Annotated in this window: 23 protein-coding genes; 6 read left to right on the top strand and 17 right to left on the bottom strand. The window is 55.8% G+C overall.

What is annotated here, in order from left to right:
* Positions 1-51 precede the first annotated feature (51 nt).
* From GSF01_RS29365 to GSF01_RS17285, 5 genes are all read right to left on the bottom strand, one after another.
* Positions 52-201 (bottom strand): hypothetical protein, encoded by a 150-nt coding sequence (locus tag GSF01_RS29365; RefSeq protein ID WP_201305422.1) that lies wholly within the window; start codon positions 199-201, stop codon positions 52-54.
* Positions 202-218: 17 nt separating this feature from the next.
* On the bottom strand, positions 219-641 hold the full coding sequence (locus tag GSF01_RS17300) for a phage tail assembly chaperone (RefSeq protein WP_159886197.1): 423 nt from the start codon (positions 639-641) through the stop codon (positions 219-221).
* A gap of 62 nt (positions 642-703) precedes the next feature.
* A complete protein-coding gene (locus GSF01_RS17295; protein ID WP_159886195.1) occupies positions 704-1171 on the bottom strand; it encodes a phage tail tube protein in 468 nt (155 codons plus the stop codon).
* 1 nt (position 1172) lies between these two features.
* On the bottom strand, positions 1173-2489 hold the full coding sequence (locus GSF01_RS17290) for a phage tail sheath family protein (RefSeq protein ID WP_159886193.1): 1317 nt from the start codon (positions 2487-2489) through the stop codon (positions 1173-1175).
* A complete protein-coding gene (locus tag GSF01_RS17285) occupies positions 2490-2732 on the bottom strand; it encodes a hypothetical protein (protein WP_159886191.1) in 243 nt (80 codons plus the stop codon).
* Between the two features lie 393 nt (positions 2733-3125).
* Between GSF01_RS17285 and GSF01_RS17280 the strand changes: the two genes are divergently transcribed.
* Positions 3126-3860, top strand: a complete 735-nt coding sequence (locus tag GSF01_RS17280; RefSeq protein WP_159886189.1) for a cupin domain-containing protein — start codon at positions 3126-3128, stop codon at positions 3858-3860.
* 635 nt (positions 3861-4495) lie between these two features.
* Here the strand turns inward: GSF01_RS17280 and GSF01_RS30395 are convergent.
* From GSF01_RS30395 to GSF01_RS17270, 3 genes are all read right to left on the bottom strand, one after another.
* A complete protein-coding gene (locus GSF01_RS30395) occupies positions 4496-4636 on the bottom strand; it encodes a DUF6075 family protein (protein WP_407945773.1) in 141 nt (46 codons plus the stop codon).
* Between the two features lie 52 nt (positions 4637-4688).
* Complete coding sequence (locus GSF01_RS17275; RefSeq protein WP_159886187.1) at positions 4689-4877, bottom strand: aspartyl-phosphate phosphatase Spo0E family protein; 189 nt, start codon at positions 4875-4877, stop codon at positions 4689-4691.
* Between the two features lie 124 nt (positions 4878-5001).
* Complete coding sequence (locus GSF01_RS17270) at positions 5002-5328, bottom strand: hypothetical protein (protein WP_159886185.1); 327 nt, start codon at positions 5326-5328, stop codon at positions 5002-5004.
* A 233-nt stretch (positions 5329-5561) separates the two neighbouring features.
* Here GSF01_RS17270 and GSF01_RS17265 point away from each other — a divergent pair, with 233 nt between their 5' ends.
* Positions 5562-5798: a helix-turn-helix domain-containing protein gene (locus GSF01_RS17265; RefSeq protein WP_235941565.1), complete on the top strand. Its 237-nt coding sequence runs from the start codon at positions 5562-5564 to the stop codon at positions 5796-5798.
* A 304-nt stretch (positions 5799-6102) separates the two neighbouring features.
* Here the strand turns inward: GSF01_RS17265 and GSF01_RS17260 are convergent, their stop codons facing one another.
* The 4 genes from GSF01_RS17260 to GSF01_RS17245 form a co-directional block, all read right to left on the bottom strand.
* On the bottom strand, positions 6103-7473 hold the full coding sequence (locus GSF01_RS17260; protein ID WP_159886183.1) for a sulfatase-like hydrolase/transferase: 1371 nt from the start codon (positions 7471-7473) through the stop codon (positions 6103-6105).
* A 183-nt stretch (positions 7474-7656) separates the two neighbouring features.
* Positions 7657-8514 (bottom strand): carbohydrate ABC transporter permease, encoded by an 858-nt coding sequence (locus GSF01_RS17255; protein WP_159886181.1) that lies wholly within the window; start codon positions 8512-8514, stop codon positions 7657-7659.
* Complete coding sequence (locus GSF01_RS17250; protein WP_235941564.1) at positions 8514-9407, bottom strand: carbohydrate ABC transporter permease; 894 nt, start codon at positions 9405-9407, stop codon at positions 8514-8516. Before GSF01_RS17250 ends, GSF01_RS17255 begins: the two co-directional genes overlap by 1 nt.
* A 93-nt stretch (positions 9408-9500) precedes the next feature.
* Positions 9501-10841, bottom strand: a complete 1341-nt coding sequence (locus tag GSF01_RS17245) for an ABC transporter substrate-binding protein (protein WP_159886177.1) — start codon at positions 10839-10841, stop codon at positions 9501-9503.
* Positions 10842-11065: 224 nt separating this feature from the next.
* Here GSF01_RS17245 and GSF01_RS17240 point away from each other — a divergent pair, with 224 nt between their 5' ends.
* Both GSF01_RS17240 and GSF01_RS17235 read left to right on the top strand, forming a co-directional pair.
* Positions 11066-11806, top strand: a complete 741-nt coding sequence (locus GSF01_RS17240; protein WP_159886175.1) for a response regulator transcription factor — start codon at positions 11066-11068, stop codon at positions 11804-11806.
* Positions 11730-13583, top strand: a complete 1854-nt coding sequence (locus GSF01_RS17235; RefSeq protein ID WP_159886173.1) for a sensor histidine kinase — start codon at positions 11730-11732, stop codon at positions 13581-13583. Before GSF01_RS17240 ends, GSF01_RS17235 begins: the two co-directional genes overlap by 77 nt.
* Positions 13584-13657: 74 nt before the next feature.
* On the opposite strand, the gene GSF01_RS17230 is transcribed toward GSF01_RS17235, so the two are convergent.
* The gene (locus GSF01_RS17230; RefSeq protein ID WP_159886171.1) at positions 13658-14320 is read right to left on the bottom strand and encodes an ECF-type sigma factor; all 663 of its coding nucleotides are present in this window, start codon (positions 14318-14320) and stop codon (positions 13658-13660) included.
* A 242-nt stretch (positions 14321-14562) separates the two neighbouring features.
* On the opposite strand from GSF01_RS17230, the gene GSF01_RS17225 reads away from it, so the two are divergent.
* Positions 14563-14988, top strand: a complete 426-nt coding sequence (locus GSF01_RS17225) for a helix-turn-helix domain-containing protein (RefSeq protein ID WP_159886169.1) — start codon at positions 14563-14565, stop codon at positions 14986-14988.
* A gap of 37 nt (positions 14989-15025) precedes the next feature.
* Positions 15026-15436 carry an ImmA/IrrE family metallo-endopeptidase gene (locus GSF01_RS17220; protein ID WP_159886167.1) on the top strand — a complete coding sequence of 137 codons (411 nt, stop codon included), beginning with the start codon at positions 15026-15028 and terminating at the stop codon, positions 15434-15436.
* A 75-nt stretch (positions 15437-15511) separates the two neighbouring features.
* Here GSF01_RS17220 and speD read toward each other — a convergent pair whose 3' ends face one another.
* The 4 genes from speD to GSF01_RS17200 form a co-directional block, all read right to left on the bottom strand.
* Positions 15512-15916 (bottom strand): adenosylmethionine decarboxylase, encoded by a 405-nt coding sequence (speD, locus tag GSF01_RS17215; protein WP_159886166.1) that lies wholly within the window; start codon positions 15914-15916, stop codon positions 15512-15514.
* 2 nt (positions 15917-15918) lie between these two features.
* Entirely contained in the window at positions 15919-16803 is an 885-nt protein-coding gene (locus tag GSF01_RS17210) for a carbon-nitrogen hydrolase family protein (protein ID WP_159886165.1), read from the bottom strand.
* Positions 16804-16820: 17 nt separating this feature from the next.
* Positions 16821-18359, bottom strand: a complete 1539-nt coding sequence (locus GSF01_RS17205) for a bifunctional GNAT family N-acetyltransferase/carbon-nitrogen hydrolase family protein (protein WP_159886164.1) — start codon at positions 18357-18359, stop codon at positions 16821-16823.
* Positions 18360-18576: 217 nt separating this feature from the next.
* On the bottom strand, positions 18577-20694 hold the full coding sequence (locus GSF01_RS17200) for an EAL domain-containing protein (RefSeq protein ID WP_159886163.1): 2118 nt from the start codon (positions 20692-20694) through the stop codon (positions 18577-18579).
* Between the last annotated feature and the right edge of the window lie 4 nt (positions 20695-20698).

The raw sequence follows: 20698 nt of genomic DNA, 5'->3' as shown, positions 1-20698 counted from the left end.
ATCCACAGCCGCCTGAAGGACCGCTCCGCAGCCTCAGACGGCCGAATGGCGTTACTTTCTCCTCGTGCGCTCCCGCTTTTCGGTCTCTACGCGGATATCGATCATCGCATAGATGGCCGCTTGCTCGCGTCTGGACATGGCGACCAGCACATGAGGCAGGATATGAAGCTCATGGAGGGCGTAGTACGCATAGTTCGCCATACCGTCGCCCTCGTTGATTAGTTTTTTACTTCGTCCACCAGCTCGCTCATATCCTGATCGAAGCCGTTTAGCTCCTGCACCCGCTGGATCAACGAGGTGTACTCGCCCGGCAGCAGCATTTTGCGCAGCAGCGTTTCGGCGCCCATAACGCCGTATGACTTCTGCAGCTCCGCATCGCGGAGACTGGGGAAGACGACGCTTGCTACCGCCAGCCGGGCCATATATTCCTCGGGACTCGTTTCTGTCGAGTACGAGCCGTTCTTGCCCTTGATGCGGCGGGTGGCCGCCTTGCGGCAATCCTCATTCTCCGCCTCGGTCATGCTGCGCAGCCTCCAAGCGATAGGCTGGCCGTCCTTGTCCTTGAAGCGCTCGGAAACGACGTAGTCCTCCGTCACCTCGCCGATTACATTTTGCGCAAAAAACACGGTTAAATCACTCATTCTTGCCGCCTCCCCTTCTTCTTCCTGACCTCATGAACTCTCTCATCAAGCGAGCCGTCCGATTAGCTCTGCAGCTGCGGAGCCGTGAACGCATTCAGCACCTCGACATCCTCGAAGGTGAATGCGATTTCCTCTTCGAGCACCTCCGCCTCCGTATCCAGGGATGCCATAATGACGCTGTCCAGATTGACGCCCTTCACGACAACCGTCTGATTGCCGATCGTCGAGGCAGGGGATTCGTTGACGACCATAATGTCGAAGTACGTGTCCACGCCGGTCTTGATGTAGCCGAGCATCAGCTCCCGGAATTTGGAGGTCACGTAGTAGATGGTCATGCTGCCTGAGCCTTTCCAGCCCTTGGCCTTATGCTGCGTGCCCCGGCGGCCTAGCGTCTTGATCTCCGCCTTCTCCTTCTCCACCTTGGCTTCGAGCTTCTTCACATAGAACATCTCGAATACTTGCCCGCCGATCGTCGCATAAGCGCGGCCTTCTTGCCCGCTGATCGTATTTCTCGCCTCCAAAAATGCCATGTTACTTCACCGTCACTTTCATGTAGATTTTTTCGATGGAATCAACCGGCTGCACGTTCAGCTCGACATAGACGCCGTCCGATTCCTCGCCCTGCAGCACCACAATATCCGTCTGCGCGTCAAACTGCTGGATCGCCCCGATGCTCTGCAGCGTGTCGAGGTAGGCGATGCACTCCTTGCGGAACAAATTGCGGCCATCCGCATGATTGTCCACCTTGCCGATATAATAGGACTCGAAGATCCGCTTGAAATCGTCCGCGATGCCATCCAGCACCCGCATGACGCGGTTTTTGGCAAAGGCGCGGCCCTTCGTCGGCGTGAAGCTCTTGAACGTATTGATATCCTGCTCGACGATCGCGGTGCCGCTGCCCGGTACGAAGACGAATTCACCGTTTTGCAGCGCCGCTTCGATCTGCGCATTCGTATAACGAGTGTCCACATCGGCCGCATCCTCGTACGCCTGGTACGTCAGCGATTGGTTCATCAGAGCGCCCGCCGTCGCCGCAGCTACCCACACGGTCGCCTTCTGGGCATTCAGCACAGTTCCATCGGCAAGGACGACCCCGTTCTTCACGCTGATGATGCCTTCATGATCGGCCGCCGGATAATTCTCCAGTACGCCCTTGACCTTGCGTCCCTCCGCATCGCGCAGCCGCTTGATGAAAGCGGCGTATACGGATTTGAGCGACGCATCGCTTGATACGAGAGCCAGCGTATGGAAGTCATGCACCTCCACGGCGCCGAGGTAATCCGCGTGATCCTGGTTCGTGACCACTCCGTCAGTGCCGCCGGCGAGCGGCGTACCGGCTGTCGCCGTCAGGGCGCCCGTACCGCTGAAGGCTACCCAGCCGTTAGGCTGAAGACCGGCGATATCCGCCACCGTCTGGCTATCCACTACCTGTCCCGCCACCAAGGTGCGGACGTCAAATTGAGCTGTATCGTCTACATTCGGCTGGATGACGACGGACAGATCGTTGCCGCGCAGTCCGCTGTATGCAGCCGTAACGGTCAGTGCCGCGACAGTGGCGGATGCCTTCACGCCATCGTTCAGCCGGTACAGCAGCAGCGTCTTCGCACGCTTGAGCGCCTCCTTCACCAGCACCAGCTGGGGAGCCGTGAGGTCATAGCCGAGCAGCTCACGCACGTTGTCCCCGGCTGCGATAGCCGTCACCTTGCGGGACGGGCCCCAGCTAAGGGGGAGCGCCAGCGTCACAATTCCCCGCTCGCTCACGGCCCCTGCCGCCTTGCCTTCCCCCGCGAAATTAATGTATACACCCGGTCGCACCTTGTTTTGCGTTGTCCATGTTCCACCTGCCATTTACAGCACCGCCCTCTTCATAAATTGTTCGATCAACGCCCGCGCGTCTTCTTGCGTGTACAAACCCTCTTCCTCCAGCAGCGCCGTCAGCACATCCTTATCCAGCCGCGAGTATTGCCGCGAGTCCAGCAGCTGCCCCTTGGAGTAGCGTACAGCCGCAGAGACCGGCACTCTATGAGCCGCCGCCCTCTCTGCTTCCCCCGCTGCGGTCGTTTCCGCATCGGAATTTTTGCGTTTGGTCATCGTATCCCCTGCTCCCTTCATCTCGGTGTGAGGGAAAGCCGGTCTATCGGCTAGGGCGATGTCCGGCGGCTTCCTCTCGTTTCCCTCCGGTCATCAGCACGCCGTCATCGCCCGGACAAACGAAAACGACGGCCCCCGATCCGGAACCGTCGTCTTCATTCATCTCTTATCCATCTTTCCCACGTTATCATAATAACACGGCTTTTCCGGCGTTTTGCGACTTCCCAGGGCCATCCCTGGGACAGAGATGCGTCATGCGCGCGTCACCCTCTTGCCATCGCTTGCGGCCAAGCGCAGCATAGACGCGATTCACCCACTTCTGGGCATCCGCATAGTATAGTCCTGTGAGCAAGGACATCCGGCAAGCCGTACAGAAGGGCAGGAAGATGAAGCATGATTTCCTACATGGATTACACGTCGCCAGCCACACAGTTCTTTTTCGATCTGAGCAACAAAGTGTTTTACAAAAAGGACGACCGAAACTATATTCATCAGCTCGGCATCCAGCAGCTGAACACCTTGGGCAACAACTCGCTGCTGGATATTTACCTCAGCGCCGGTAATATTGTAGAGCCGCATATCCATCAGAACGCCTCCGAGCTGGTGTACTGCATCGCAGGCGCTGCTGTCGTGTCGCTGATCAATCCGTTTACGAACGAGCTGCTGAACATTCCGATCAAGCCGGGCCAGGTGGCCAATGTTCCGCAGGGCTGGTGGCACTATGAAATCGCGTCGGTGGACCATACGCACCTGCTTGCGGTCTTTGATGCCCCTACGCCGGAGGCCATCTTCGGCTCGGATATTCTGAGGCTGACGCCACCGTCGGTACTTGCCCGCTCGTACTGCCTGGATGAGACCAAGGTGGCCGAGGCACTCGCCCCGATCCGGGAAACGATCGTCATCGGACCGCCCAGCGGCTGCCCATCCAGCCAGGTCCAGGGCAGCAAGACGAATATGCCCCATCACGCCAACCCCTCGGCTGGCCAGACGCACCACCCTTCTGCTTATCACCGGCAGAACTGCGTGCAGCCTCAAACCAATGCGTACCAGCCTTATGCTCATCATCCTCAGCAGCAGCCTTACGCTCCATCAGCCGGGTACCGGTATTCCAGATTCGGGCATTTATAATTAAAACAAGCGTGGATTGTCAACACTAAACCAGACATCATACTGGTTATTTTTTCCAATTCCCCAATAAAGGATTCGGTATCCAGTCAGAGATTATGTCTTCTTCAGTCAGCCTATTGTCGGTTGACCCTTCAAGAACTTACTCCATTCTATACCGAATTTCTGAAGCAGCAAGCATGGTGTCACACGTCCATGAGAAAAGGGAACCTACGCAGATTCCCTTCCTGTTTCATCGGCTCCTGAAAGCTTCGACCTCCCACCTTCGTAAAACAAGAAGTTCGATCTTATCGTCGAGCGTTTCAGTGCCGATATAGCGACATTGCACGATATACAGGCTTCTTTCCATCTACATCTCGCGTGTGGGGTGGTTTTCTGTTGAGTTATTGCCGCCATCCAGTCCTGTTGGTTTCCCACCGCCGGAGTAACCCGGCTGCGGCTGCTTCTCCTTCATATCTGCTCCTCCCCCGATCATGGCGATCCGTTTCTTTCATGTATCCCACTGACTTGAATCACCGGGTCCGCTCGGCATGAGAATTAGTGACTGGAGTTCGACAGATGCGGATGGAACCTCCAGTTTTCCAGGAAGCAGACAGCCCTTACGACTTGATTCAACCATCGGAAAAGTCGAACAATTCTTAAATATGGGTGCTGGTATCCTTCGATAGGCCCAGTGTGTAAAACAATGCTCGGTGATAGCTGTTGGTACAGCGACACTCCGCTAACATTTGGTAATAGAAAGCTTCACACTCGGAGTTGTGGAAAATGAGTGGCCTCATGTTCTCGCTCTTCTCTCAAAATCGGGCATCTCTGCGGCAATCCCCCTAAAAATTATAGTGATCTCCGGCTTGAATCCATGTGTGCCCCGGATTCTGCGGATTGATAGGCATTTAGCAGTTGATCCAATTCCCTTGATTTTTCAAGCACCATATGGCTTTGAAGGCCATAGCGTAGCGCTTGCTCATTCAGTTCTCTGCGGACGCATTCAATATGTTTTAGAAGTTCATTTGCTCCTTTCATGATGCTATAGGTGTCCTCCTTCGGATTACGGGTCATACCGCCTTGTTAGTAGCCCCTTTTGCAGACGGTTGATGGCCGGCCGAACAAGCAGCCGTACAGGGTTATTTACCGACTCCCCTGCTATTCAACCCTGTTCTGGCCTTAGCTTGCGCCTCAGCTCCTTGTATAGCTCATCCACAAAAGGCTGGTCTACGCTCGCATGCTGTGCGGCCTCCATAATGTCCAGCAATTGCTGCACCGATAACTGTCCGAGCGCTCTGTGTCCACCCTTGTTCCACAGCGTTGTGTTGGCTTCCAGAATGACCTCCGCTTCGATTCGCTGGAAATTCGAAATGTATCGCGCAAATTCATCCGCCAAGGTAGGGATATCTTCATAGGTCAGCCCCAACCGTTCTCGTTTCAGATAAAGGACAATCAGAGCTGCCATTTTGATAGAATGCGTTGCAACCATCTCCTTTGTCCGATTCCAAAAAACCGTCGCTTTGGAAGAGTCTTTAATCCTACCGATTGGGACAGCAGATGTCTTCAGATTCTCGCAAGCGGGCGTTTCGCCCCAATTCACACCTACTCCAAAAGGATTTTCCTGTAATAAACAGGGCGCATACAAGAAATTCTAGTGTATAACACACTGAAAGTAAATAGTGGATTATCCACTGAATTATACTCATCTTGAGGTGAGTTCCTGTGGTCTATGAACGAATACGAAACATGCGTGAAGATAAGGATTTATCACAAGAGAAACTGTGCGAGTATCTGAATTGCAAGCAGCGAACCTACAGCGATTACGAGCGAGGGAAGTTGGATATTCCGACAGCGCTTTTAATTGCATTGGCCGATTTCCATCAAACGAGCATCGATTATTTGCTTGGCCGCACGGATCAAAAAATGCCTTACCCACCCCACGCCAAAAAACGCTCTTGAACGCCTCCAGCCAGTTTCCTTTGAAATGGCGCCAATGCTTGACGGTACATCGCCTGTATAATCCATTGACAAAGTTCAAGAAGGGCAAGACCGTGAATTCTCGCTCCTTCCGATTTACGATGCTCGGTAGAGCGGTCTACTGCTCAGTCCTTCTCTCCGGTTTAGTTATGGCCTTCTGAATCTGCAATCAAAAAAAACGTCCCCTCAGAATCAGGAGAGCGTTCCATACAGCTGCTTTCAATTGGTTCTATACTTCAATAACCCGAAGGATATAGAAAGTTATCTTGTTAAGCTGTACCCCCACTTACCCTTTCACCCTATCACGTGGCGTCAGCTCAAGCTGCCCCATCGGCTGCTCAGCCGCAGGCTCGATGACCGGCGCCGGCTCCCCCGCCTCCGTCATCCTGCGAATCAACCGCTCGCGCAGCGACTGCTTCACCTCGCGGTGCGCTGCGCTGCCGATGAGATTGTTCAGCTCCCACGGGTCGGCTTGCAGATCGTACAGGAACTCCTCTAAGTACCGGTCGCTTCCGCTGTCGGCGATCGCATCCCGATGCGGCGCGGAGACGCTGTACTTCCAGCGCTTCGTGCGGATCGCGCGGCCGACCTGGGCTTCGCTGATCTGCACCAGCCGCTCCTGCGGCCAGTCCACCGGCTCCCGCCGGACAAGCGGCAGCAGCGAGCGGCCCTGCATCGCGGCAGGCGCGGTGCCACCCGCTGCCTCGATCAGCGTCGGCGGCAGATCGAGCAGGCTGACCAGCTCCGTGATCCGGCCGCCCCCGTTAAACCCCGGACCCCAGACGGCGGCCGGGATGCGGATGGAGCTCTCGTGGCAGGAGCGCTTGTATTCGCCGTTGCGCGTCTTGAAGTGGCAGCCGTGATCCGTGGTGAACAGCACGATCGTATCCTCGGCCAGGTCCAGGCTGACTAGCGCGTCCATCACCCGGCCCAGCGCTTCGTCCAGCCGCTTGACCATCGCATAGTAGCCGGGCAGATGCCGCTGGGACGTTCCTCCCAGCTCCGCCAGATCCGGGGGCGTCCATCTTGAGACGTAACGATCCTCCTGGCCTAGCGGCGCCGGGTAATCGTCCCTCCGGTTCTGATGATGCGGCTCCAGATAGGACAAGAACAGGAAGAACGGCTCCTCCTGCTCCCGCTGCTCATCGATATACCGGATGGCTGCATCGGTCAGCGCATCGACCCGGTAGCCGGGCAGCTTGACCCGGCGATTCGCTCCGTCGAACAGTACGGTATCGTACGCATCCGACGTATGCTCCAGCGAGTCGGCGGCCAGCCAGTACTTGTAGCCTCCGCGCAGAGACTCCGGCACCGGCTCTGTTCGGGTCGCCGCAAGATGCCACTTGCCGATGTAGGCGGTCGCGTAGTCCATGTCGTTAAACTCATGCGCCAGCGTGCGGCTCCCCTGTGGCAGCGGGATGCCGTTGCGGTAGCAGCCGATGTCCGTGGCATAGCGTCCGGTCTGCAGGCTGGCCCTTGCCGGTCCGCAGACCGGCTGGCAGGTGAACGTGTTGTACAGGTGGGTGCCCTCCAGCGCCCATCTGTCGAAATTCGGTGTAAGCCCGAGCGGATTGCCATGCAGGCCGGTCGTATCCCAGCGCTGCTGGTCGGTGAAGAATACGATCACATTGGGCCTGCGTGTTTGCGGTTGTTTCATACTTCCCTCTCTCCTTTCACAAACTAGGTGCCTGATCCTCGATTCCAGTAGTCCGAGCTCCATCCGCTTTCCGGCCATACTGTTCGCCCCATGATCCCTAGATGCAGCACGTCGCCGGATGCCCCGGCATGCGCGAAGGAGCCGCGGGCCCATAGCGTCCCCGGCTCCCTCTTTCAATTGACCTTATCCCTTGATCCCGGTCGTTGCAATCCCCTCGACAAAGTATCGCTGGAAGAAGAAAAAGATAAGCACCGGCGGCAGGACGGCCAGCACCGACATCGCCATAATCTGATTCCACTCCACCGTGCCTCCCGTGGAATCGATAGTCATCCGAAGAGCCAGCGACACGGTGTACTTCTTCACGCTATTAATGAAGATTAAAGAGTTGAAGAAATCATTCCAGGTCCAGATGAACTGGAAGATAGCTGCAGAGAAAAGTGCAGGCTTGCACAGAGGCAGCAAGATTCGCGTCAGGATCGTCAGCGGGTTGCACCCGTCCACCACGGCCGATTCGTCCAGCTCACGCGGCAGGCCCCGGAAAAATTGCACCATCATGAAGATGAAAAACGGATAGCAGGCGAACACGGCAGGCACGATGAACGGCAAGTAGCTGTCCAGCCAGCCCATGTCCCGGAAGATTAGGTACCGCGGGATAATAATGACGGCATGCGGCAGCATCAGCGTCGAGATCATCAGCGCGAACAGCGGCCCCTGCAGCGGGAAACGGAACCGGGCGAAGCCGTAGGCCACGACGGCGCTGGAGATGACGGTAAACACGACGGTCGGCACGACCATCAACAGCGTATTCGTGAAGAATACCGCGTAGGAATACTGGCCGGTGCCCGCCCAGCCTTTGCCGTAAGCATCCCAGACGAAGGTCTTGGGCAGCAGCCCCAGCGAGCCGAATAAGTCAGCGTTCGTCTTGAACGAGCTGAAGAACAGCCAGATCAGCGGGTAAATCATCAGCAGGCCGAAGAGAGCAAGCAGGCCGTTTTTGACCAGCCGCCAGGCCAGGGTCGGTTCTTTTCCATATGCCGGCATTAGCTTCTCCCCCCGTCTTCATAATGGACCCACGACTTGGACGAGCGGAAGATGATCAAGGTCAGCACCAGGATGATGGCGAACAGCACCCAGGACAGCGCCGACGCATAGCCCATCTTGAGCGATTGGAACGCATCGTCGTAAATTTTCAAGCCGATCAGATACGTGGACTTCATCGGCCCGCCATTGGTCACGACGAAGGCGGCCGTAAATTCCTGCAGCGCCCCGATCGTCTGCATGACCAGATTGAACAAGATAATAGGAGTCAGCATCGGAATCGTAATCGAGATGAACATCCGAAGCTTCCCGCCTCCGTCGACCATGGCGGCTTCGTACAGATCCATCGGAATCTGCTTTAGCCCCGCCAGAAAGAGCACCATCGAGGAGCCAAATTGCCAGACGACGAGAAAGCTGATCGTCCACAGGGCGACGGAAGGGCTGCCCAGCCAATCGACAGCAGGAATATGCAGGTACGACAGCGCCTGATTGACGATGCCCTCCCTCATGAACAGGAAGCGCCACAGAATCGAGATCGCTACACTACCGCCCAGGATCGAGGGCAGATAGTAGACTGTCCGGTACAGATTGATAAACTTCCCTTTCATATTCAAAATGAGCGCCACCAGCAGAGCAAAAGCCAGCTTGGCTGGAACGGCGATCACCGCATAGACGAAGGTTGCGCGTAACGATGGGAAAAAGTCTTTATCGTTGGTGAACATCGTCACATAGTTTTTCAGCCCGACAAACTTGGGTTCCTTCACGATCGAATAATCGGTAAACGAATAGTATAAGGATAAAATCAGCGGATACAGCTGGAACCAGGCAAAGCCGATCAACCAGGGAGAAATAAACAGCAGCCCCCACACGGCGGGGCGAATCGTTATGCGCTTCAAGAGGATCCTTCCTTTCTCCCGCATCCTGACAAGGGACCATTAGCCGATAAGAGCGCGGCCGGCAGGACCGCGCTCCTCAGACAGACGGGGACATTATTTCGCTTTCAATTCCTTAAGCTTGCCGCCGAGCTCCTTCATGATCTCCTCGGCGCCTTGCTCCGGAGTTACCTTCTGGTAGATCAGCTTCTGCAGCGTATCCTTGACGGCTTGGGCCAGCTCCGTATTGGTACTGATGATATTCGGGGCGATCGCCTTGACCTTGTTCGCATAATCCAGACCCTTCGTAATGTTCGGGTCAAGCTTGCCCCCATCCTCGAGCGCCTTGCGAGCCGTGGCGACGGCCGGTATACCGCGCTGGGTTTCGAGCAGCAGGGCAGCCTCTTTGTCATTCGTCAGCCAGTTGATGAACTTGACCGCTTCGTCAGCCTGAGCGGACTTCTTATTGACGGCGAAGCCGGTACCCGCTACCACGGGATTCCCCGAGATCGGCGCACCAGGCGTCATCGGGAAGGCGCTCACGCCCAGCTTGCCGCCTGGCACCGCCTGTCTATATTTATCGTAGCTTTGCACATAATCGATCAGCAGGCCGATCTCGCCTTTGATCCACTTGGGGTTCTGCTCCATTTTTCCAACGAATGCGGAGCTGTCTCCGAACGGCTCGATGACCCCGGATTTGTACAGCTCTGCGACGTAAGCCAGACCCTTCTGCAGCTGAGCTGCGTCGAACCCGGGCTCAAAGCTGTCCTCAATCCACCGCTTGCCGGTAAGCTGGGCCACATACGGCTGCAGGATCAATTTATTCAACACGTCGATATCCGCCGTCAGCAAGTACGCCTTCGGGTCCTGAGCGTGAACCTTCTTGCCCTCCTCCAGCAGCTTATCCCAGGTCCATACCGTATCCGCCGGTATGCCGAATTTCTCCAGGAAGGCTGGATTATAGAAGGTCGTGGCGGCGAAAGCGCCCGACGGCATCATGACCATCTTGTCCTTATAGGTGGCGAAGTTTTGGATGACATCCGGTGCAAGCCCCGACGTATCCAGTCCTTTAGCCGACTTGAGATTCATCAGGAAATCGTTCATATCGTTATGCCATTCGTACGAATACTGGAGAATGTCCGGTGCCGTCCCTCCGGCAAACTGGGTCAGCAGCTTTTTGTAGAAGCCGTCAAAGCCCATATACTCCGCTTCAATCTTGACGTTAGGATTGAGCTTGGTATAAGCGTCTATCGCCTTCAGCGTCGCTTGGTGCCGGGCATCGTTGCCCCACCAGCTGAAACGGAGCGTAACCTCTTTGGAGGCGGATTCATTGTTGCCCGTTCCAGTCGATCCCGACGGCTGGCTTTCGTTATTCCCATTCCCGCCGCAAGCGGTGAGCGCAGTTGTGGCGGCCAGTACAGCGGCCAGGAGCTTAGCTTTTTTCTTCATGTGGTTCATGGATCTGTCCCCCTTTTTCTATTCGGCCTTATTGCCGGCTACGCTTTCAATCATAGCACTAGATCGACGACGCTAAAAAGAACCGCCATTTTAGAAAGCGGTTTCATTATATTGGCATTTCCCCGAAAAGGTATCATTATTTTGGATTTATGTCCGTTTGGGCGCGGTATCCTGTAGGCTTCCCCCCTATTATTTGCTATACTGACGGGGAAAGGAGGGTGCCTATGTTTAAGCTTCTTGTTGTCGATGACGAGCATGATACACGGGATACCTTATGCCACTGCTTCCCTTGGGAATCGGTCGGGTTCACCATCGTTCATCAAGCGGGGGACGGCCTGGAAGCGCTTCAATATATGCTGGAGCATCCGGTCGATGCCGTGCTCTGCGATATCCGAATGCCCGGAATGACGGGGCTGGAGCTTTGCCAAACCCTTGTGGAACGCCAACTACCGGCACGCGTTATTCTGCTCAGCGCCTACCGCGAATTCGAATATGCCCGGCAGGCCATGCAGTACGGCGTGCGCCAATATATGGTCAAGCCCGCCACCTATAAAGATATCGTCGACGTCTTCACAGAGCTTCGTCAGGAGCTGGAGGCGGCCTCCGAATCCTCTCCCCCCCCGCCGCAACCGCACGAGATTACGGCGGAAGCGGAGGATCCTGTTATTGCCCGCATCAGCGAATATGTAAGCGAGCACTACCGGACGGCCACGCTGCAGGAAGCCGCCGAGCTCGTCCATATGAATGCCAGCTATATCAGCTCCTACTATAAGAAGAAGACCGGTCGCAACTTCTCCGAGCTGGTGCTCGAAGCCCGCATGCAGAACGCGGCCCGCCTCTTGAAGCAAACCCAGCTGAAGGCGTACGAGATCAGCGAGCGGGTCGGCTATGTCAATCCGAAAAACTTTATCCGTTCCTTCAAGCAATATTACGGAAAAACGCCGGGCCAATTCAAACATGAATAGCGATTATAAAAAGCACATCCGCATCCCGTCGTTAAAGCGCAAGTTCTTTATCCGCAATCTGTTCAGCATGCTGCTTCCCTGTCTCATCCCGCTGCTGCTGCTCGGCTCCATGGCGATTTTCATTTCGGTCTGGTACATCCGACTGGACGCCGAGCGCAGGCACGAAACGATGCTGAACCAGTACAACGAGCTGATCCAGATTATGGCCGCCGAGGTCGACTCGCTCAGCTTGTCCTTCGACAGGGATGCGAAAATATCCATGCGGCTGGACAGCCTGCTCTCCACGGACACTCAATCTTATGAGAACCTGGAAGCCCTGTTTTATTTAAAAAATATTATCGATGTTCCGGCATACTCCAAACCGTACATCCACTCGATTTATATTTATTCCGAGAACGACAAGCAGCGCTTCCTCAGCTCCAGAGAAGGACTCGTCAGGCTGGATAATTTCTATGACCAGGCCTGGTTTGCGGGTTATAAAGCGTTAACCGGCTCGGTCGAGATTGCCACCGAGGTGCGGGATATTCGCCAGTATGCCTTCGAGAAGCAACCGACCCGCGTCGTGAGCCTGTACAAGCGGCTATCGCCACGAAGCGCGGTTCGTCAAGGCGGCGTTATTGTCGTCAATATGATCCCGAGCTACTTCGAGAAAACCTATGAGGCACTTAATGAAATGCCCCAAAGCTCATTCGTCATTACCGATGCCCGCGACCAACTGATCATGCAATCGGGCAGAGCCGTCTCTGAGGAGCTGCTCGCCGCTATCCCGCTTCCCGAGGATGAACGCATACTCCAGCTGGATAAGGACAGCTTCCACTTGACCGTCAAAAAAACGCCGCGGCTCGGTTGGAACCTCATCTCGATCGTCCCGCGCTCGGCGATGTACAAGCTGCCCGTGACGCTGATCGTGGCGACCTGCATCCTGGCTGTCGCAAGCCTCCTGCTCTGCGCGGCACTCGCTTGGCTGCTCACACGCAAAAATTACCGACAGCTCGGCAGCATCATCCAGATTCTGGAGTCGGCCGATTCGATGGCTCCGGCGCATCAAATGCCCGGAGGCGTCCGGGATATTTATGAATTCATCATGATGAACATCGTCGAAACGTTCGTGGAGCAAAATTATTTGCAGGTTCAGCTGTCGGAACGCCTTTACAAAATGCAGGCCTTCGAATTCAAAGCGCTGCAATCGCAGATTAACCCGCACTTTCTCTATAACACGCTGAACTCCATCTACTGGAAAACATTTCAGCTGACCAAGTCGGATAATGTGGGCTGCCAGATGATCGCTCTGCTCTCGGACATTCTACAATACGCGCTCGACAGCTCGGTCAAGTCGGTCCCTCTGAAGGAAGAAATCGCCCATATCCGCAGCTATCTCGACATCCAGCAGCTCCGGTACAAGGATCGGTTTGAGGTGATCTGGGATATTCCCGAGGAAGCTTACGCTTGCCAGGTGCTGAAGCTAAGCATTCAGCCGTCCATCGAGAACAGCATCCAATATGGAATGGAAAGCAGACCGTTCCTCCGTCTCAAGGTGAAGGCTCGACTTGAAGGCCAGCTGCTGAAGGTAACGATCATCGACGACGGCCCGGGGATCGAACCCCAGCGATTGTTTCAGCTTCGCTCCGCTCTGCAGGAGGAGACCGAGCTTCCCGGACATGTCGGGCTTACAAATACGAACAAACGGCTGCTGCTGCAATACGGCAGTGCCGCCCGCATCCGCCTGTTAAACAAGCCGGGCCGGGGCGTCGCCGTCACCCTCCAGTACCCTCAGTGAAGGCCAGGCTTGCCTGGCCTTCACCTTTCTTCCCCGCCTGTCCTTTACTTGAGAAGAGGGCTACAACTGCCCGCTCATTCCCCAGCCAGCCTGGCATATTCCTCCACCGCCTTCGCTCTCCACCGGTCGAAGGTCTTGCGCGCGATACAGAATTCGCCCGCCACTTCATCGACCGAACGTCCTTCGATGTAACGCAGACGCAGCAGCCGGCTGTATTCCGGCCTGTACTCGGCTAACGTGTCGAGCGAGCGGTCGATCAGTTCGACCTCCCTCTGCAGATCCTGCAGCTCGCTCACGCGGTCAATTACGCCTTGAATACCGCCCGCATCCGCCGTATAGCCGATCCGGGCCTCCAGCACCTTGTGGATCTTACCCTCCAGCTCCCGGAGCAGCCTCTCATCCCCTGCAGATGAGCCTTGAAGTCCTTGAACCTCGCGTAGCTGGCTCTTGGTTCCCAGGGGATATCGCTCCAGGTACGCATGAGCAGTTGCTTCGAGCCTCTGCTCCCGCTCCGTCAAGTACAGGGAGGACGGCATCCCCCGCAGCTGGCGGTGCAGGTCTTGAAGCTTATCATCCTGCTGGATAGAGCGGAGGGAGTAGCCGTTGCCGACCGGATGCTTCTCCAAAAACCTCATGCGACCGACCAGACGCTTATAATCCTTCAGCTTCAAGACTACCCAATGGGAAGAAGCAGCTTTCCCTGTCGTCTTGCTTTCCTTATCCAGGACTGGACTCATTTCTGTTACCTCCTCTTGATGGGTATTTTAAATACCATTATAAACGGAATAATTCCTTTTTCATCTGCACATTGACAGTAATATCGCTACCCACTATACTCAAAGGAGATTCATTCTACCCTCGTTTCCCTCATTTCAGCGAAGGTTTTCCCTTTTCCAGTATTTGTTTCCCCATTATAGGGGGTATCTATAATAACGTCAAGTATTTTAAATACCATTCTTCTAGTACAGGAGGGCAAGCCATGTCACTGGGCAGCCGGATCCGCGACCTGCGGAAGCAGTACGACCTTACACAGCATGACATAGCCGAGCAAATCGGCATGGGACGTTCCAACTTTGGCCATATCGAGAACGACCGCGTCATTCCTTCCAGCGAAGACCTTCAGCGCATTGCTGATATTTTGCATACGACTACCGACTATTTGCTCGGACGAGGCCTGACCGAGCCGATGCCGGGCTATTCCGCGCCAGCGTGGGCGACTTCCAAGGACAAGCGTGACTTTAAACGGATGCTGGAAGAGGATGGCGAGGTCATGTTCGATGGGATTCCGATGAATGAGAGGGATCGCCAGCGCGTGCTCGACGTGCTGACCGGCCTGTTCTGGGAAGCGAAGCAAATGAATAAGCGCAAGAAGGTTGCCGACCCCAAAAACGACTCAACCCGTTAAATGGGGGCGACTTATCAACGCATTGGAGCGTGGGTTCATGGAGGATATCATTCAGCGGCTGATCAAGCGGCACCATACCAACTGTCCGTTCCGGCTCGCGCAGGAGCTTGGCATTCATATCAGGTTTCACGATCTGGGCGATCAGACGCGGGGCATCTACTACCGGAAGCTGCGCCGCCGGTTTATCGTCATTCACGACAAGCTGACCGACGAGTGGAAGCGGTTCGTCTGTGCCCATGAGCTTGGACATGACCGGCTGCATAAGGGAATCAGCCGCTTCTTCTTGGAGGAGCACACCTTCTTCCATCCCGGCAAATTCGAGCGCCAAGCCAATGTTTTCGCAGTCAGACTGCTTACGGCCGGAGATCGTCCGGAGCCCGGCGAGACGATTGAGCAGCTGTGTGCCCGCAACGGTATTCCCGAGGAAATGCGTCACTATTACGCCTGAAGTCCCAGAAAGGGCCCCCGCGCATTCCGCTCGCGCTGGGGCCCTGCCTGATTCCTCTGTCTTCGCGATTCGGCTCTAAGTCGGGAGCCCTTCCAGGCTGGCCGTCTGCGATACCGTCACATCCAGCGGACCTGTGCCTCGGACGACCTTGACCTGCGAGGTCACCTGCGGCTCCAGATACCTCAGCATCGCCTCGATCGCGGCCTGCGGATCCACCTCCTGACCGCAGGTGTAGCAGTCAAGCGCCGCGAATCCTTTCTCCGGATACGTATGGATGGACATATGGCTTTCCGACAGCAGCACGAGCACGGTAGCTCCCTGCGGCTTGAACTGTTTGGCCTGAAAGGAAAGCACCGTAGCCCCGCCTGCCTCGGCTGCCTGCACCATATGATGGGAAAGCCTGTTGGTCTCATTGAGCTTATCATAGTCGATGCCCCAGGCATCGACCGCCACATGACGCCCATAGGTGTCGTATTCCATCGTTACCACTCCCTCACCATAGCTTGACCATGTCTGGCGTACAGTCCCGGCCTGCGGTCGAAGAAGGGCGCTACGGCTCCCTGCTTGCGGTTGCGCGAGAGCGCGGAGAAGTCCATGTCGGCCAGCACCGCCATCCCCCGATTCAGCTCTCCGGCCTGCTGCACCCCATGCTCATAGAACGGAAAGTCGCAAGGGGTGAAGACCCCTGCCAGACCATAGCCCTGATCGATCTGGGGCCGCGGGTCCTCCAGTTCCCCTACGATCCCGCTCAGCACAACGAACAACTGATTCTCCACAGCCCTCGCCTGCGCGCAATGCCGTACGCGATGATAACCGAACGCGGTATCCGTATAAGAGGGACACAGGATCAGTTCCGCTCCGGAGTCAGCCGCCATCCTTCCCAGCTCGGGGAATTCGATGTCGTAGCAGGTCAGAATCGCCAGCTTCCCCCACTCCGTCTCGATAATATTCAGTCGGTCTCCCTCAACCAGGGACCATAGGCTCCGTTCCTCCGGCGTCACATGCAGCTTATCCTGCGTCTCTACCCGGCCGTCCGGGAAGAACAGGAATGCCCGGTTGACATAACCTGCGGCATCCTTGCAGATATGCGTCCCACCGAGAATCCCCACTTGATACTCCCGGCTGCATTGTCGGAAAAAACGGACATATTCAGCCGTACGGCCGTCCAGATACAAGCACGCCTCTTCATGCGTCATGGCCGGGTGCAGGCTTAGCAAATGCGCGGTCATATACTCAGGAAATACGACCAGGTCCGCCCCTTTCCCGGCCTCCTCCCGGATGCTGAGGGACAGCCTGTTCCAGAACTGCCCCTCCGATCCGAGGTCTTCCAGGCTGTATTGCATCGCCGCTACCCTTAGTTGAGTCATCCGGGCCGCCTCCTCGTCTAGGAATGAATATGCAGGGAATAAATATCCGTCCGCCGGTCCCGGAACGTCAGGACATCCTTGGACTTGCGGTGACGCTGCAAAATTTCCATGTCCACCTCGGCCATGATGACCGTCTCCGTGTTCTCGCTGCACTCGCCGGCTATCCCGTCCCGCGGGAAGGAAAAATCCGCCGGCGTATAGATGCCGGATTGCGCATATTGGACATCCACATTATCGACATGCGTCAGATTGCCCACGGTACCCGACGTTACCGTAAACACCTGGTTCTCGATCGCCCGCGCCTGCGCGCAGTATTTGACACGAAGGAAGGTTTGACGGTCCTCCGCGCAGAAAGGTACAAAGATCAGCTGTGCCCCTTCCTCGGCCACGATCCGCGAAATCTCCGGATATTCGATATCGCTGCTGAGCTGAATCGATATTTTGCCGCAATCGGTATCGAACACCTCCAGCCTGGAGCCTCCGTTGATGCCCCACCATCTGCGCTCGTTGGGCGAGATATGCAGCTTGTACTGCCGTGCGATCGTGCCGTCCCTCCGGAATAAATGCCCCACATTGTAAATTCGGTTGTTCTGCTCGACGAAGTGCGAGCCCCCGATAATATTAACGTTGTACTTGACCGCCAGCTCCGTAAACAACTCGACATATTGAGAAGTGAACGTGCTAAGCTTGCGGACGGCCGAGCTCGGGGAACGCTCCTCCAGAAACGACAGCAGCTGCATCGTCACATTTTCGGGAAATACGGCGAAGTCCGATTTGTAATCCGCCGCCACATCGACATAGTGCTCGCACTGGGTCGCGAACTCCTCGAAGGAATCGATCTTCTTCATCATGTATTGAATCACGCAGATCCGCACCGGAAAGGACAGCTTGTAGTGAACCTTGCTGCTGCTGGGCTTGTAATCGATATTGTTCCACTCCAGCAGCGCCGCATAGTTCATCGAATCCTGGTCGTCGGACAAGTAATTGGTAATGATCCGCTTCAGGGTGAACCCGTTCATCATCTGAAAGGTAAGCACCGGATCGTATATATTTTGCTGCAGCACTTCCTCGGCATACTCCCGGGGCGTTAGCTTGCCGCTGTAAGCATGGTAGCCGGGAATGCGCCCGCCGACGAGAATGCTCTTCAGATTGAGCCGTTCCGCGAGCCGCTTGCGCGCCTCGTACAGCCTTCTTCCGATTTTCATGCGCCGGTATGCCGGATGAACCATCACCTCCATGCCGTACAAGCTTTCGCCACGCGGATTATGGTTGCGGATGTAGCCCTTATCGGTAATCTCCGAATACGTATGCTGCTCCAGATAATCCTCGAAATGAACGATCAGGCTCGAGCACGAGCCGATAATCTCCCCATCCAGCTCCACACAGATTTGTCCCTCGGGGAAAATCCGGATATGACTCTCCATCTGCTCTCGGGTCCACGGATGCATATTAGGAAAACAAAGATGCTGAAGCTCAATAATCGGATCAATATCCCTGGCTTCGATGGGACGGATAACCATTTTCTTTTCGAATTGCGAGACCTGATCCTTGGTCATGGAAACTCTCCATTCGTTTGTTTACTCTCTACTATGAAGGAAAAGTTTTATGCCTGTATTAGCGGACCGTAAACCGGATGTAAATATTGAGTCCAGCCAATTAACGTTAAATAAACACAGACGCATCGCGCCTGTGTTTATCGTAATTGAGGTGAGCAACGGCTCTGGGTGTCCCCCGGCCATCCCCTCCCACCAGCCTGATCCCTCATCTGGGGCGTCAGTCCAATCGCTCTCGCTCGCGCTGTCCCGAGGAAGCACGCCTCTGCAGGAAACGCTCCTGCAATTGCTCCGCCGTCAGCGGCCTGCTGTACCAATAGCCCTGAATATGCTCGCAGCCCAACTCTCTGAGCCTATGCATCTGTACTTCCGTCTCGACCCCTTCGGCGATCAGGCTGACATTCAAGCTCTTGCCCATCGCAATGATCGCTTTGACGATCGAGTAATTCACTTCATTGGTGGTCAGGTCGCGTACGAATGACTGATCGATCTTCAGCTTGTCGATACTGAATTTTTTCAAATAGCTTAGCGAGCTGTAACCTGTCCCAAAATCATCGATGGCGATACTCACCCCGAGCTCCTTGAGCTGGGTCAGCTTCGTATTCACATAATCGAAGTTGATCATCGCGATGCTTTCCGTGATCTCCAGCTCCAGATAAGCGGGTTCCATCCCGGATTCATGCAGAGCCTCCTTCACCAGCTCCACCAGTCCCTCGTCCTGAAATTGCCGGACCGATAGATTGACGGCTATCTTTACAGGGATGCAGCCTTCTTGCCGCCACTGCATGTGCCGGGCGCATACCGTACGCAGCACCCATCGGCCCAGAGGCACGATCAATCCCGTCTCTTCCGCGAAGGGAATGAACTCCGACGGCGGGATAAAGCCCTCTACCGGATGCTGCCAGCGCACAAGCGCCTCCACGCCCGTCAGCGCAAGCTCGCCCGCTTGACACTGAGGCTGGTAATGCAAGGTCAGCTCGTCATGCTCCAGCGCACGGAACAGCTCCTTCTCCAGCCTCATCTTTTTCTGCGAAATCTCGTTCAGATCGGATGTGTAGAACTGGTAGGTGTTCTTGCCATATTCCTTGGCCCGGTACATCGCCATATCGGCATGCCGGATCATCGCATCCACATCGTCCCCATCGCAAGGGAACATACTGATGCCTATACTTGCCGTAATATGGAGCTCATGGTCCTCCATCGGGAAGGACGCCGACAGCAGCCGCACGATCTGGCCGGCCACCTCGGCCGCCTGCTCGCAGGTGGTGGACGGAAGCACCACCGTGAACTCATCCCCTCCCAGACGGAACAGCTCATACTTCCGGTGCAGACCCTGCTTAAGACGCATAGAGATCAGCTGCAGCAGCCTGTCTCCGGCCGCATGCCCGAGCGTATCGTTAATCAGCTTGAACCGGTCCAGATCCAGGAACATGACGGCCACCTCGTCACCGCATACTCTGGCCTTGTCCAGCAGCTCGGTCAGATGCTCGTGGAACGAGCGCCGGTTAGGAAGCGCCGTCAGCGGATCATGAAAGGCGAGAAAATGCGCCGTCGACTCCGTTCTTTTCTCCTGGCTAACGTCCTTCGCCACCATGTAGATGCCGACGATCTGCCCGCCCACATACATCGGGATATTGGTCACGTGCAGATCCAGACGCCTGCCGTCCCGATGCAGCGCCCGAATCTCGTAGCTTTGCGATTTCCCCTGTCTGGCCGCATGGAAATGGTCCCTGGCCCTTGTCCGGTCCTCCACCGCAATCAAGGAAGACAATCTTCTCCGCTGCAGCTGCTCGGGGTCGTACCCCGATATGTGCCGGGCCGCATCATTGGTCTGGATGAGCACGCCCTGCAAATCGACCCAGCACACAATATCGGGATGATGCTCGAACAGCGATTTGTACCGCTGCTCGCTAACCTCCATGCGCTGTTCCGCCCATTTCCGGTTGGAAATATCCTCGAAGAGCATTAGCGCTCCCAGTAACTCCCCCCTTTCCCCATACACGGGAAATCCTCGAATCTGCAAAATGACAACAGGCCGGCCCTTGCGCACAGCCCAAATCTCCTCCCCCTGAACCCTCTGCCCTGCCAACACCCGCCGGAACGGTTTTTCTTCCTCGCCCAGCAGCGTCTGGCCATCCGAATGGTAATAGACGCAGGCGTCATGCTCCCCCTCTACAAGTCCCAGCCTCTGTACCGCATAGTTATAAAAAAGCGGCTTGCCCGCTGTGTTGTACACAACAATACCTTCATCCATATGGTTGACAATCGCCTTCATAAACGGCTCGTGCAGCTCATGCTCCGAGAAGAGCGGTTTCGCGTTCAGTTCCTCCACCACCATCTGG

Source organism: Paenibacillus puerhi (assembly GCF_009846885.1).
GTDB classification, from domain to species: Bacteria; Bacillota; Bacilli; order Paenibacillales; family NBRC-103111; genus Paenibacillus_G; species Paenibacillus_G puerhi.
Note: the sequence above shows the minus strand (reverse complement) of the source record. Positions and strands in the feature narration are given on the sequence as shown.

What these genes read in the sequence shown, in the direction of transcription:
- GSF01_RS29365 (WP_201305422.1), bottom strand. Translation starts at nt 201, where the DNA reads ATGGCGAACTATGCGTACTACGCCCTCCATGAGCTTCATATCCTGCCT.
- GSF01_RS17300 (WP_159886197.1), bottom strand. Translation starts at nt 641, where the DNA reads ATGAGTGATTTAACCGTGTTTTTTGCGCAAAATGTAATCGGCGAGGTG.
- GSF01_RS17295 (WP_159886195.1), bottom strand. Translation starts at nt 1,171, where the DNA reads ATGGCATTTTTGGAGGCGAGAAATACGATCAGCGGGCAAGAAGGCCGC.
- GSF01_RS17290 (WP_159886193.1), bottom strand. Translation starts at nt 2,489, where the DNA reads ATGGCAGGTGGAACATGGACAACGCAAAACAAGGTGCGACCGGGTGTA.
- GSF01_RS17285 (WP_159886191.1), bottom strand. Translation starts at nt 2,732, where the DNA reads ATGACCAAACGCAAAAATTCCGATGCGGAAACGACCGCAGCGGGGGAA.
- GSF01_RS17280 (WP_159886189.1), top strand. Translation starts at nt 3,126, where the DNA reads ATGATTTCCTACATGGATTACACGTCGCCAGCCACACAGTTCTTTTTC.
- GSF01_RS30395 (WP_407945773.1), bottom strand. Translation starts at nt 4,636, where the DNA reads ATGAGGCCACTCATTTTCCACAACTCCGAGTGTGAAGCTTTCTATTAC.
- GSF01_RS17275 (WP_159886187.1), bottom strand. Translation starts at nt 4,877, where the DNA reads ATGAAAGGAGCAAATGAACTTCTAAAACATATTGAATGCGTCCGCAGA.
- GSF01_RS17270 (WP_159886185.1), bottom strand. Translation starts at nt 5,328, where the DNA reads ATGGTTGCAACGCATTCTATCAAAATGGCAGCTCTGATTGTCCTTTAT.
- GSF01_RS17260 (WP_159886183.1), bottom strand. Translation starts at nt 7,473, where the DNA reads ATGAAACAACCGCAAACACGCAGGCCCAATGTGATCGTATTCTTCACC.
- GSF01_RS17255 (WP_159886181.1), bottom strand. Translation starts at nt 8,514, where the DNA reads ATGCCGGCATATGGAAAAGAACCGACCCTGGCCTGGCGGCTGGTCAAA.
- GSF01_RS17245 (WP_159886177.1), bottom strand. Translation starts at nt 10,841, where the DNA reads ATGAACCACATGAAGAAAAAAGCTAAGCTCCTGGCCGCTGTACTGGCC.
- GSF01_RS17240 (WP_159886175.1), top strand. Translation starts at nt 11,066, where the DNA reads ATGTTTAAGCTTCTTGTTGTCGATGACGAGCATGATACACGGGATACC.
- GSF01_RS17235 (WP_159886173.1), top strand. Translation starts at nt 11,730, where the DNA reads ATGTCAATCCGAAAAACTTTATCCGTTCCTTCAAGCAATATTACGGAA.
- GSF01_RS17230 (WP_159886171.1), bottom strand. Translation starts at nt 14,320, where the DNA reads ATGAGTCCAGTCCTGGATAAGGAAAGCAAGACGACAGGGAAAGCTGCT.
- GSF01_RS17225 (WP_159886169.1), top strand. Translation starts at nt 14,563, where the DNA reads ATGTCACTGGGCAGCCGGATCCGCGACCTGCGGAAGCAGTACGACCTT.
- GSF01_RS17220 (WP_159886167.1), top strand. Translation starts at nt 15,026, where the DNA reads ATGGAGGATATCATTCAGCGGCTGATCAAGCGGCACCATACCAACTGT.
- speD (WP_159886166.1), bottom strand. Translation starts at nt 15,916, where the DNA reads ATGGAATACGACACCTATGGGCGTCATGTGGCGGTCGATGCCTGGGGC.
- GSF01_RS17210 (WP_159886165.1), bottom strand. Translation starts at nt 16,803, where the DNA reads ATGACTCAACTAAGGGTAGCGGCGATGCAATACAGCCTGGAAGACCTC.
- GSF01_RS17205 (WP_159886164.1), bottom strand. Translation starts at nt 18,359, where the DNA reads ATGACCAAGGATCAGGTCTCGCAATTCGAAAAGAAAATGGTTATCCGT.
- GSF01_RS17200 (WP_159886163.1), bottom strand. Translation starts at nt 20,694, where the DNA reads ATGGTGGTGGAGGAACTGAACGCGAAACCGCTCTTCTCGGAGCATGAG.